Genomic DNA, 12,221 nt, shown 5'->3' with positions numbered 1-12,221 from the left:
TCATCTATGTCGCTCCTTACATCCAAATCCCTGAAATTTGAATGCCATCATTGCGATAAAATTTATCTCCAGCACTATAAAGAGCAACAGCATCGTTATCCGCACTGTCCAGACTGCCAACAGGTCGGTTTATTGCTTGGACTGGCCGAAGCAGGCGACCTGCTCCGACATCCGATTGAATTTGCATCTTCTTATGTCAAGCAGACATTGCATAAGCTAGGCAAATCACACTAGTCAAGCCTAGCAGCAGCCCTACAGTACTTGCAGGTTTGAGCCGTTCTTTAAAGAATACCAGACCTGCAATAACACCAAATACCACCACCAGAATATTCATGCCAGCAAAGACGATCGCAGGTGAATCCTTAAGCAGCATATGGGCTTTGACATAGAAAGCAATATTGGCAAAATTCAGGAAACCCAATAACAGACCAGCGCCGATATTCTGCATCGAGCCCAAGCTTTTATATTTGATTAAAAGATAGCCCATCGAAATGATCAGGGCACAAAAAAATATCAGATTCAGCGCCACCGCGAATTGCAAACCTAGACTGGTTGTATATTTCAACAATACATCAATCAGTGCATAACCGACCCAGACCAAGCCCAGATACAACATTCCCTGACTGCCCTGTCCTGTACTTTGTCGATGTGAAAACAGGATGCACAGCACTGCGCCAATGCCTAAAGCGATCCCCAGTATTTTCAGCTGATTAAACTGTTCCTGAAAAATGAAATAGGCCGCAGCCAGTGACAAGACTACAGAAAGTCGCTGGGCAATTTCGGTTTTTAAAATTCCAGCTGTTTGCAAAGCCTTGGCCAAAAACAGGAATACGCTCGGAAGCAAAACACCCAGAGCCAGAATAAGCAGCCAAGGCGTCTGAGACATTGAAATATGTTGAATATCAGGCTTGAACCAGAAAAAACACAAGAGACTGGCTGTCATATAGTTCCAGCTAATCATGTGTATTGGACTCAAGCCCTTATTTTTAGCGACTTTTAATAATATTGAGACCACAACGCTGCATAGCGCTGCTGCGAAAATCAGTTCCATATGCTGCTCTTATTCTTGATATTTATGAGTCTACAAAAAAGCCCACATGTGCAGCAGTGGGCTTTTTTTATAAATAATTCACTGGGAATTATTTATAGTGTGACACCATTTTCTCTAAAGAAATTGGGCGAATCTTGTCTGCATTACCTGCAGTACCAAAAGCTTCGTAACGGTCAACACAAATTTGCTTCATGGCATCAACCGTTGCGCTGAAGAATTTACGTGGATCGAATTCGCTTGGTTTTTCAGCCATCATACGACGCATTGCACCGGTAGATGCTAAACGCAAGTCAGTATCGATGTTGATCTTGCGCACGCCGTGTTTGATCGCTTCAACCAGCTGCTCAACCGGAACACCGTAAGTTTCCTTGATGTCGCCGCCATACTGGTTAATCACTGCCAACCATTCTTGTGGCACAGAGCTTGAACCGTGCATGACAAGATGCGTGTTTGGAAGTGCTGCGTGAATTTCTTTAATGCGGTCAATCGCAAGAATATCACCTGTAGGTGGACGCGTGAACTTGTACGCACCGTGTGAAGTACCTACTGCAATTGCAAGCGCATCAACATTGGTATCAGCAACGAAGCTACGCGCTTCTTCAACTGAAGTCAGGAGTTGAGAATGATCCAGTACGCCTTCTGCGCCTACGCCATCTTCTTCACCCGCCATACCTGTTTCAAGGCTACCCAAACAACCGATTTCACCTTCAACAGATACGCCACACGCATGTGCCATTTGAACTGTACGGCGAGTTACATCAACGTTATATTCATATGAAGTTGGTGTTTTACCGTCTTCACCCAGTGAACCGTCCATCATTACTGATGAAAAGCCTAACTGGATTGAACGTTGACAAATGTCAGGGCTGGTACCGTGGTCTTGATGCATTACCACTGGAATATGTGGCCATTCTTCAATTGCAGCCAAAATTAGGTGACGCAAGAACGGAGCGCCTGCATATTTACGCGCACCCGCAGATGCTTGTACGATAACAGGTGAATTGGTTGCATCTGCTGCAAGCATAATTGCACGCATTTGTTCTAAGTTGTTTACGTTAAATGCTGGTACGCCGTAAGCATGTTCGCCGGCGTGATCCAAGAGCTGGCGCAATGAAATAAGAGCCATAATATCCTCCCAGTGAATGCCACATATTCTACATGTTCAAAGGTTTCAATTCAGCAACAAATAACACTATTTAAAAAAAATCCCTGCATTTGCAGGGATTTTGTGTCACATCAACCGGATTAAGGTGCTACAGGCTCTGAAGTCGCAGCAACCGACTCGTCTGCAGTTGCTTCATCGGCTGGCGCATTGGCAACTTCAGCCGGGATATCGGTATTTTTTTCGTCTAGAATTGGCTGATCAATGGCGTCAATGGCGGCTTGCTGTTCTGGAGTTACAGTCTGATCCGCCACTGCTGCCGAGCTTTCTGCTTCAGCTTCTGGTGCGCTTTCCTGTTTTGCACATGCAGTCAGTGCCAGAGATGCTGCTAATAATACTGCCGTAGTTAACTGTTTTTTCATCACGTATTCTCGTCATTTGGTGATTTAATGACTGCATCTTATGACAGATTTATTGCATTTTAATGACGAAGCCATGAAGGGTAAGTTTTCACTGTCAAAAAAATGACATAAAAAAAAGCTGGCACTTGGCCAGCTTTTTAGCTTAGGACATGCCATTAAGCACGTTCTAACAATACCGCAACTGCAGGAAGGGTTTTACCTTCAACGAATTCAAGGAATGCACCGCCACCCGTCGAGATATAACCAATTTTGTCAGCCACTTCATATTTATCAATCGCAGCAAGTGTATCCCCACCGCCCGCAATCGAAAAACCTTCCGATTCAGCAATTGCTAAAGATAAAGTTTTAGTCCCTTCACCGAATTGATCTACTTCAAATACGCCGACCGGGCCATTCCAAAGAATGGTTTTAGAGGTTTTCAGGATTTCTGCAAATGCTTTCGCAGTTTCTGGACCTACATCTAGGATCATGTCGTTGTCAGCAACATCTGCAACGTTTTTCACCGTCGCTTTCGCAGCAGCCAATGAACCCAAGAAATCTTCAAAGTTAATTTCAGAGGCATCTGTAACGACTACGTCAGTTGGAAGTGGAACTGATACTTTTGCAGCAATGGCTTTTGCTGTATCGATTAGATCCTTTTCACACAGTGATTTGCCCACGTTATAGCCTGCCGCAGCAAGGAAAGTGTTGGCAATACCGCCACCAACGATCAATTGATCACAGATATCAGAAAGTGAGGTTAAAACATCTAGCTTGGTAGAGACTTTAGAACCTGCAACAATCGCCACCATTGGCTTTTCAGGGGTTTGCAGTGCACGACCAAGCGCATCAAGTTCAGCTGCCAGTAAAGGACCTGCAGCTGCAACTTTAGCCAGACGCGCTACGCCTTCAGTAGATGCTTCTGCACGGTGTGCTGTACCAAAGGCATCCATCACGAATACATCACACAATGCTGCATATTTTGCTGCAAGTTCAGGATTGTTTTTCTTCTCGCCGACGTTAAAACGGCAATTTTCCAGTAGAACTACCTGACCTGGCTGAACATCAACGCCATCTAAATAGTCAGTAAACAGTTTCACTTCTTGGCCCAAAGCTTCAGTCAAGTAAGCCGCTACAGGAGCAAGTGACTGTTCAGCTTTAGGCTCACCTTCAACCGGACGACCCAGATGAGAATACACCATGACTGCAGCGCCTTTTTCTAGTGCTGCTTTAATCGTTGGCAATGCTGCACGAAGACGCGCATCGCTGGTGATCACACCATTTTTAACAGGAACGTTTAAATCTTCACGGATCAGAACACGTTTACCTGCTAAATCGAGGTCAGTCATACGCTGAAAGTTCATGTAGAGCTCACTTTATAGATATTAAAACCAGGCGATTTTAAATGATTATGCAGAAAAAGGTTAGCATCTTTTGCAGAAAACATTATGAATGCCAAAGTTTTGTTATGATAGAAAAAAGCCTCTTTTAGATTCAGTCCCTATGTCGATACATCCTGATCCAAATCTTAACCGTTTGAACGTGTTAGGTGAGCCTTTGTCCAGCTGTTGCTTCGATCCGATTACCGGATATTTCCGCAATGGCTTTTGCCATACTGCGACCACCGATCTGGGCCAGCATACGGTTTGCGCGCAAATGACCTCAGAATTTCTGAATTTTTCTCAAAAAGTCGGTAATGACCTGATTACGCCTTTGCCCGAACTGGATTTCCCGGGCCTGCAACCTGGCGATTTCTGGTGTATCTGCGTAACGCGCTGGGTCGAAGCCTATGAAGCGGGTCAAGCACCTCCAATCAAGCTGCAAGCCTGTCACAAAGCTGTTCTGGCTTATGTACCGTTAAATATTCTTGAGGAATATGCTGTCTAATGAATTCTGCACAGATTATCTTGGCATCATCCAGTCAAACCCGCAAAGCGCTGATGGATCGTCTGCATATTGATTATATTTCCATGGTACCGGATATTGATGAATCTCCTCGCGGGGAAAATCACGCAGATGATCTGGCACAACGACTGGCTTTCGAGAAAGCCAGATATATTGCCGAACAGAATCCAGAAGCGATTGTGATCGGCTCAGATCAGGTGGCATGGCGTGAAGGTGCGCCGGATATTTTTATTGGTAAACCGTTAACGACTGAAAAGGCCATTCGCCAGCTACAAGCCAACTCGGACAAGATTGTCTATTTTAGTACTGCGCTCAGTGTACAGCAACTATCGACCGGTTTTGAACAAAGTCTGGTCGAACACTATAAAGTCAAGTTTCGTAAACTTTCTCAGGCCGAAATCGAGCGTTATGTCGAAATTGAACAACCTTTGCATTGTGCAGGCAGTTTCAAATGTGAAAGCCTCGGTATCAGCTTGTTTGAAGAAATGATCGGACAAGATCAGACCACGCTGATGGGCATGCCAATGATCAAGCTCTGTCATATTCTTCGTGAATTAAAAATTTTGGTTCCTTAATCTCTCCCTTTAAATTCAGGCTTTACTCTATGTCTCAACCTTTAGACGTACTAGGCGGTATTACCGCTGAACAATTCCTTAGCGAATACTGGCAAAAGAAACCTTTACTGGTGCGTAATGCAATGCCTGAAATCGCCAGTTTGCTTGAACCCAATGATGTGATGGAACTTGCGCTTGAAGAACATGTCACTGCCCGTCTCATCAAGCAGAAAGATCGTGATCCGAATCAATGGAGCGTGAAATCTTCACCTTTGCTCAAAGCAGATTTCCAGAAAATGCCCAAGCTCTGGACGCTTTTGGTTCAGGCTGTAGATCACTATTCATTTGACCTGTCGGCACTTTGGAAAAAATTCCCATTTATTCCACAATGGCGTCGCGATGACATCATGGTGTCTTATGCACCGCAAGGCGGTTCAGTCGGCAAGCATTTCGATTTCTATGATGTGTTTCTGGTACAAGGCTATGGCCATCGTCGCTGGCAGCTTGGGCAAATGTGTGATACCGAAACTCCATTTGTTCCGGGTCAACCGCTTAAATTATTGCCTGAAATAGAAGTGAACTTTGATGAAGTGCTGGCACCTGGCGACTTGCTCTATGTGCCGCCTGGTCTGGCTCATTACGGCGTGGCTGAAGATGACTGCCTGACTTATTCATTCGGTTTCCGCATGCCAAATATCAGTGACATGATGGATCGTGTCGGGGATAAATTCTCTGAAAATGAAACGCTGCGCAACCCGCTGCTGGATATCATCCGTGATCAAGTCGGTGCTATCGGTGAAGTGAGCAGCAATGAGCTGGAATATCTGAAAGAACACATCATGCAGCAACTGCATAATTCCAATGTTCTCGAAGATGCCATCATGAGCTTGATGTCCGAACCTAAATATCCTGAAAACCTGCCTGAAGCAGAAGAAATCGGTACAGGTGATCTGGAAGAAGCACTTGATCAGGGTTATAGCCTGATGCTCGAACCTGCGTCACGCCTACTCTATACTGAAACAGACGGCAATGTTTTGTTCTGGGCTAATGGTGAAGGTGTGTCCATCTCTGAGGCATTCACTGCAAAACTCAAACAGCTTGCAGATGGTGAAGCGTTGTTATTCGGTGAAGACTTCGCTGATGAAGAAATTCTGGAAGATGTTGCGGCATTATTAAATGAAGCCGTGTTAATGCTGGTTCCACCTGCTGACGACGAGTAAGCTTTCCAAGGCTCTATTTAAGCAATAATTTTAAGAGGATCACATGATCCTCTTTTATTTTCAGAGTCTAAAATTCTAGCCACTTAAGGCTGATAAAGTTCCAGTACCACCCGAATCAGCGTATTTCCTTGCTCGGATTCAATCTGGAACAATCCCCCCATACGCTCAATCCGCATTTTCATGCTGCGCATTCCAATACTCAAGCCATTTTTTTGCACCATGTCAGCATCGAAACCGATGCCATTATCCTGAATACTCAAAGTAAGCTGATGCGGCTGTGAATATTCCAGACTGACTTTTACCTGACTGGCCTGACTGTGCTTAATGATATTGGTCAGACTTTCTTCAACCACCCGAATCAGGGTCAAACACTGTAATGCAGTCGGTTCACGCTGCCAGACTTTTGGAAATGACCATTCAACTTCAATCTCCATTTCTTCCATCAACTGGGTAAAACGATAACGTACCGGTGCGATCCAGAGTACCGGCGTTTGTGGGACTTTATTTTCAATAGATGAACCACTGTCAATGATTTGTCTGAGATCATCTCTGAGCAGTTTCAGCATGGAAAGAAACTGCTGTTTAGAAACTGTTTCGCTACTTTGATCCACCAGAATCATGGAACGGACAATAGACCCTCCCAACCCGTCATGCAGTTCATGTGACAGATTAATCCGCTCTTGCAGACGAACATTCGTCAGCTCCAATTGATGTTTATCGCTCAGGCTTTTATTCAGGTCAGCACTGACCTGCTGGACTTTACGTTCTAACTGGGTATTAAATTTTTCGATTTTCCTGACATTACGATTCAGGCGTGTGCCCATAATCAGCACGACAAACAAGGTAATAATTGGTGAGGTATAGGGAGATAAAGGTGAAAACTCATTGACCTTGGTTTGGTTCAACATGATCAAGTCGATAACTACACACAGCAAAATCCCCCAAAGACATAACGTCAGGAAGAGATATTCTCCATTTCGGGTTCTAATGGCCTGATAGCTGACATACATAGTACAACTAACAAAGAACAATACATAGAAGATAAATACTCCGCCCAGTACCTGCTCCAGATAATCCAAGGGACTGATCATCACCAGTAGGCTAGACAGAATGCTGACCAGAATAAATCCTCGCTCTAGCTGCTTAAATTTCTGTTTTACAAAGCGGATCAGATACAGACAGAAACAATGGATATAAGCAATAAAAAAAAGCATATTGGCTTTAGCTGCCGAAATCGTGGAGCGAAATGGAAAATTTTCTGTAGTCAAGACATTGGAAATAAACAGAATCCACAACAGTGAACTGAGTGCCAGCCAGCCAAAAGTGGTTTCTGAACGCCGGAATAACCAGATAATGAAACAGATCAGCCCAATCGTGGCAGAGAAAATCATATTGATCTGGAATACGGTACGGCGATCCCAGATTTTTTCCAAATACTGCTGGCTATTCACCAACACATTATTAAACTGAATATTGCCCAGGCCCGCGCTTTGGAAACTGTAGCCATTTACATAAATCAGGATTTCATTACTGTCTTTACGCAAACCGCTAATCGGGAAAACCCAGTAACGTGGCATATTCCAGCTTTTCGACAAGGGCTCTTGCAAGTTCCGGTCAGACCAAAGCAAGTCACCATTCAGGAATACGGCACCTGCCGAATTAATATAATCAATAGAAAAGGCAACCGGTTCTGCAAGGCGGATGTTGTCTTGGCATGACCAGCGCCAGACAATCTTGTACCAGGCACCCCCATGATAATTCTTCCAGTTGTTCTGCCAGTTATCCGGCAAACGTACGCTTTGCCAGCCCGATGTCGGCATCTCGGTAGGACCCTGAGCCTGAACCTTCTGAATATAGTCGATCTTCACCTGACAAAGATCATTAATCTGAAAATGGCTTTGCGCCTGACTCATCCTACAGAACAAGCAAAGCCAGCTGCACAGGACAAAAACACCGATCCATTTCAGTCGCTGCCGTTTGCTGCTTCTGGAACAAGCAGATGACATTACAGAATTCCCAGATGCCGTGCGGTACTGATCGCCTTAGTACGTTTACTGACCGAGAGTTTGCGGTAAATATGCTTAATATGACTTTCGACGGTATAGCGTGATACACAGAGCTGCTCGGCAATTTCACGATTACTCAGACCTTGCGCAACCAAGTACAGGATTTCCTGCTCCCGGTGTGTGAGCGTTTCCTGATCCGCAGCTGACCTGTTCTGCTCTACTGTTGATGAAATGGTGGGAGTAGAAATCTGTTTTAAAATTTCACGGGCAATAAAGGGATCAATCGGTGCACCGCCACGCAAAATACTGCGAATAGCCAAGGCGACTTCGACATCATCCCGTTCTTTAAGCACATAACCGGTCGCACCAGCCTGAATTGCCCTAAACAGGCTATCCTGGGTACTCCAGGCAGACACCACCAGAATCAACGCTTGTGCGTCCTGTTCGCGGATTTTTTCAATAATTGAAATCCCACTTCCATCTGGCAACCCCAAATCTACTAAGGCCAGTGCAATCGGCTGTTGCTGAACTATGGAATATGCTTCTTTAACCGTGTTGGCAAATAGCAGAACGTCTTCGTTATAACCTAGATTGCTTAATATGATTTTTAAACGGCGCTGGATGACATATTCATCTTCAACGATTAATACTGGTACTGGCAAGACTGCCTCCGATGCTGTCATAAGCACGCCCCTTATATTTATTTTTATATATCCCCTTTAAGATTAAAATATAAACAAAATCACACTAAAAATCATGATTTATTTATTTTTTATTATCTGAAGTTTTAAGCAGCGAGAAGCGCTTACGCCCGTTTTCCATATCATAGACATAAAAAATGCCATCTGTTTAGCAGATGGCAGTTCAAGATAGAAAATCTTTTGAAGTTATACGAGCTGTCTACTTTAAGCAGTACCGTATTGCTGTTTTAAATATTTCACAATCTCAGCCGATTCAAACATTTTGGTATCTGTATTTGGATCGACCAGATAGGGAAGCTGAATATTATTTCCCATCATTTCAAACAAATGTTCACGCTTACCGCCTGGTAGTGGTTCATATTTTCCCGGTTTTAAACGCAATTTGGCCGGTCCATAATCTTGCCAGCGCTCTTTAGCGACATTATGAAAAACAAACGGCACTTCCAGTTCACTCAAAACGGCGCGTACAATTCGAGTATAAGGACTGGCCTCAAAGCCCCATAATTCTAATAACAGTTCAGGTGTTGGCCGATCCTTAATCTTGGGATTCACCATTCCGCCGCGTAAACCATTGAGGACGGTTCCCGCAATTGCAGCCACTGGAATTTTAGGATAGTGAGCATATTTCTTGGGAGTTTTGCCGGTTTTGCCATAATGCTTGAACAGATGATCGATAATATCCTGAGACTCATAGAGTCGATCACCGGTATTTTCATCAACTAAAAAAGGAAATTGCAGTTTTCCACCCAATTGCTGCACCTCAGGACGGAAATGAGTACCCCCTCGTGGACATGGATAAACTTCATAATCCAGATTTAGCAAGGTCATGACTTCACGCACCCGACGACAAAATGGTGAACCCTCGTATTCATAGAGCTTCAAGGCTTTTTCAGGCTGATTTGGAAACGGTGTACCCACCATCCCACGTCCACCTTCAGCGATTGAAGAGGCCAAAGCTTGTACAACTTTAATTTGATGACCCAACATACTATTTTCCTGTTTTTTGTTTTATTAAACTGAAAGACAGAATGTAAACATCCTGTCTTTCAGGGTACAGATGAGTTTTGTTGTTATTCTTGCATGCAGAAATGCAGATTTCAGCCGATTAAGCCACTAATGCTGTTTTAGACACCACAATACCATTATTGTCTGCATAAACATACTCGCCTGCATTAAACGTGACACCACCAAAACAGAGAGAGATATCAACTTCACCCACACCCTTGCGGTTGCTCTTTTGCGGAATAGCCGCCAATGCATGCACACCAAGATCAAGTTCAGCAATCGCATCGACATCACGAACGCAACCATAAATAATTACGCCATTCCAGTGATTTTTTACCGCTGATTCGGCAATCAGGTCACCCATCAAGGCACAGCGCATGGAGGCACCACCATCCACCACCAGGACCTTGCCTGTTCCATCTGTGGCCAACAACTCTTTCACCCGCGAGTTATCTTCAAAACATTTTACTGTCACAATCTGACCGCCAAAGGTTTTGCGCGCCCCATAACTCTTGAAAAATTTACCGTCCAGGCAAGGTGTCACTACCTGAAGCTCTAGTTCTGGATGATCATCTAACAAGTCACAGGTGACAAATGCTGCTGTAGACACGGTGTTTTCCCCTCATTTCATTTTTTGTATGCGTAAATTATCATAAATTTCAAATTTTACCGTCTGAGTTAGCGCGGCCTCGACCATAGTATGAGCCACCTGATCGGCTGTCACTGGCTTATAGGCAAAACTATCTGGAATAAAACGCGATACTTTGTGGTAAACCTGCTGCGCGATATCTTCCAAAAAACGCTGCTCTGGACGTTCACCAATGAGCAATGAAGGTCGAATCAAACTGATTCTGTCCAAGGACAATGTTTGTATATATTCTTCCAGTTCACCTTTGACCCGATTATAGTAAAAATGCGATTGGGAATCGGCACCCATTGCGCTTAGCAAAAGATAATGGGCTGAGGTTTGCTGTAACAGCTCTGCAAAGTGAGCATTTATGGTATAGTCAATACTATAAAATGCCTGTTTGGATCCGGCTTTTTTCATGGTGCTGCCCAGGCAGCTAAAACCATGGCTATGCTTGCTGACATCCTGATCATTCAACATCAGGAAATCTTCCAGTACCAGTTGTTGAACTTTATCCAAAGCATCCAGATCATTTTGATGTTTTCTGACCACTGCAGTAATCTGCTGGCAAGTCGGCTCATCTTGCAAACGTTTTATCAGTTGTTTTCCCACCAAGCCGGTGGCACCTATCACGATGGGATGAGTCAGTGATTTAGTCATTTTTTATACGATCTCCTAGGTGGAATACTAATCTAACGTTTTCTTTAGAATTTTTCTGCATCTAAAATGTTGTCAAAGCATGTCAAGACTTGACTTCGGTGCTTAGTTTAATCAAAATATGGCACTTGTTTACGGGCTGGTGATAATTCCTCTGATGTTGGTTTTCAGTTGAGTTTCAGCCCGCCCAGACCAATCTATTTCAAGGAGTGCACGAGTGGCAAACTCTGCTCAAGCTAAAAAACGTGCTCGTCAAAACGTTAAAGCACGCAAACACAACGCAAGCTTGCGTTCTATGGTTCGTACCTATCTTAAACGCACATTAGCTGCTATCAGCACTAATGACTATGCAGTTGCTACTGAAGCGTACAAATCGCTTGTTCCAGTAATCGACCGTATGGCTGACAAAGGCATCATCCATAAAAACAAAGCAGCTCGTCATAAGAGCCGCTTGAACGCGCAAGTTAAAGCATTAGCTTCTAACTAATCGCAAATGAAAAAAGCCCTTTTTTAGGGCTTTTTTTGTGCCTGAAATTTCAAGAAATCAGAAAAACAATCCGTTTAGATGCCCCTCATCCTACCAATACGATGAGATAAAAAAATAAGTCGCACCTCCCTTTTTAGATTATTGATCTTTATCCATAGAGGATGGCGAAGTAGTCTTATCCTGTTTCGTATTGTCAGTATCCCGCTTTTGACATGCGGTTAAACCCAAAATCGCGATCAGGCTAAAAATTGTGATAATTTTCATGGTTTTTCCTCAAGATGAATATTTCTATATTTGTTAAGCATAGATAATTTTTATACTTACATTATTGAATTTTCACCCTATAAATGTAAAAGATGCAGTTCAAAATTTATTTTTATCGTTTTAGCCTGAACTTTATTGAATGATCCATATGAAACGCCACCTCCTCTTTATGAAATTTCTGGTCATAAATAAAAAAACTCAATTGCTTCGAACAATTGAGTTTTGAATAGATCAACTTGA

General features: G+C 43.6%; 15 protein-coding genes. 5 read left to right on the top strand and 10 right to left on the bottom strand.

Translation table 11 applies throughout. The features are described from left to right. Positions 1-6 precede the first annotated feature (6 nt). Positions 7-234, top strand: a complete 228-nt coding sequence (locus tag NI464_RS04585) for a hypothetical protein (protein WP_253137851.1) — start codon at positions 7-9, stop codon at positions 232-234. Here the strand turns inward: NI464_RS04585 and NI464_RS04580 are convergent. The 4 genes from NI464_RS04580 to NI464_RS04565 form a co-directional block, all read right to left on the bottom strand. Then, positions 197-1,051: a DMT family transporter gene (locus NI464_RS04580; protein ID WP_253137850.1), complete on the bottom strand. Its 855-nt coding sequence runs from the start codon at positions 1,049-1,051 to the stop codon at positions 197-199. The two genes, NI464_RS04585 and NI464_RS04580, sit on opposite strands and share 38 nt — an antisense overlap. Before the next feature lie 88 nt (positions 1,052-1,139). Continuing rightward, a complete protein-coding gene (gene fba / locus NI464_RS04575) occupies positions 1,140-2,177 on the bottom strand; it encodes a class II fructose-bisphosphate aldolase (protein WP_225552626.1) in 1,038 nt (345 codons plus the stop codon). A gap of 119 nt (positions 2,178-2,296) precedes the next feature. Next, complete coding sequence (locus NI464_RS04570) at positions 2,297-2,575, bottom strand: hypothetical protein (RefSeq protein ID WP_253137849.1); 279 nt, start codon at positions 2,573-2,575, stop codon at positions 2,297-2,299. Between the two features lie 155 nt (positions 2,576-2,730). Further along, the gene (locus NI464_RS04565; protein WP_044110106.1) at positions 2,731-3,918 is read right to left on the bottom strand and encodes a phosphoglycerate kinase; all 1,188 of its coding nucleotides are present in this window, start codon (positions 3,916-3,918) and stop codon (positions 2,731-2,733) included. 139 nt (positions 3,919-4,057) lie between these two features. On the opposite strand from NI464_RS04565, the gene NI464_RS04560 reads away from it, so the two are divergent. From NI464_RS04560 to NI464_RS04550, 3 genes are read left to right on the top strand one after another with little or no spacing between them, the layout of a single operon-like run. Beyond that, on the top strand, positions 4,058-4,441 hold the full coding sequence (locus tag NI464_RS04560) for a DUF2237 family protein (RefSeq protein ID WP_004279857.1): 384 nt from the start codon (positions 4,058-4,060) through the stop codon (positions 4,439-4,441). After that, entirely contained in the window at positions 4,441-5,034 is a 594-nt protein-coding gene (locus tag NI464_RS04555; RefSeq protein ID WP_253137848.1) for a Maf family protein, read from the top strand. The genes NI464_RS04560 and NI464_RS04555 overlap by 1 nt, the downstream gene beginning before the upstream one ends. Positions 5,035-5,063: 29 nt before the next feature. Continuing rightward, a complete protein-coding gene (locus tag NI464_RS04550; protein WP_253137847.1) occupies positions 5,064-6,233 on the top strand; it encodes a ribosomal protein uL16 3-hydroxylase in 1,170 nt (389 codons plus the stop codon). Positions 6,234-6,316: 83 nt separating this feature from the next. On the opposite strand, the gene NI464_RS04545 is transcribed toward NI464_RS04550, so the two are convergent. The 5 genes from NI464_RS04545 to NI464_RS04525 all read right to left on the bottom strand — a co-directional run bounded on the left by NI464_RS04545 (position 6,317) and on the right by NI464_RS04525 (position 11,233). Beyond that, positions 6,317-8,239, bottom strand: coding sequence for a sensor histidine kinase (locus NI464_RS04545; RefSeq protein ID WP_253137846.1), 1,923 nt, complete (start codon positions 8,237-8,239; stop codon positions 6,317-6,319). Further along, a complete protein-coding gene (locus NI464_RS04540) occupies positions 8,239-8,922 on the bottom strand; it encodes a response regulator (RefSeq protein WP_253137845.1) in 684 nt (227 codons plus the stop codon). Before NI464_RS04540 ends, NI464_RS04545 begins: the two co-directional genes overlap by 1 nt. Positions 8,923-9,144: 222 nt before the next feature. Next, entirely contained in the window at positions 9,145-9,927 is a 783-nt protein-coding gene (locus NI464_RS04535; protein WP_184413598.1) for a glutathione S-transferase N-terminal domain-containing protein, read from the bottom strand. A 118-nt stretch (positions 9,928-10,045) separates the two neighbouring features. Next, positions 10,046-10,555 (bottom strand): ribonuclease E activity regulator RraA, encoded by a 510-nt coding sequence (gene rraA / locus NI464_RS04530; RefSeq protein WP_004279866.1) that lies wholly within the window; start codon positions 10,553-10,555, stop codon positions 10,046-10,048. A 12-nt stretch (positions 10,556-10,567) separates the two neighbouring features. Next, the gene (locus tag NI464_RS04525; RefSeq protein WP_253137844.1) at positions 10,568-11,233 is read right to left on the bottom strand and encodes an NAD(P)H-binding protein; all 666 of its coding nucleotides are present in this window, start codon (positions 11,231-11,233) and stop codon (positions 10,568-10,570) included. A 214-nt stretch (positions 11,234-11,447) separates the two neighbouring features. Between NI464_RS04525 and rpsT the strand changes: the two genes are divergently transcribed. Next, positions 11,448-11,717 (top strand): 30S ribosomal protein S20, encoded by a 270-nt coding sequence (gene rpsT, locus NI464_RS04520; RefSeq protein WP_004279868.1) that lies wholly within the window; start codon positions 11,448-11,450, stop codon positions 11,715-11,717. A 138-nt stretch (positions 11,718-11,855) separates the two neighbouring features. Here rpsT and NI464_RS15845 read toward each other — a convergent pair whose 3' ends face one another. Next, the gene (locus NI464_RS15845) at positions 11,856-11,981 is read right to left on the bottom strand and encodes a hypothetical protein (protein ID WP_004729839.1); all 126 of its coding nucleotides are present in this window, start codon (positions 11,979-11,981) and stop codon (positions 11,856-11,858) included. Positions 11,982-12,221: the final 240 nt, after the last annotated feature.

Source organism: Acinetobacter lwoffii (genome assembly GCF_024129685.1).
Taxonomy (GTDB): Bacteria; Pseudomonadota; Gammaproteobacteria; order Pseudomonadales; family Moraxellaceae; genus Acinetobacter; species Acinetobacter lwoffii_X.
This window is presented reverse-complemented; position numbering and strand designations above follow the sequence as displayed.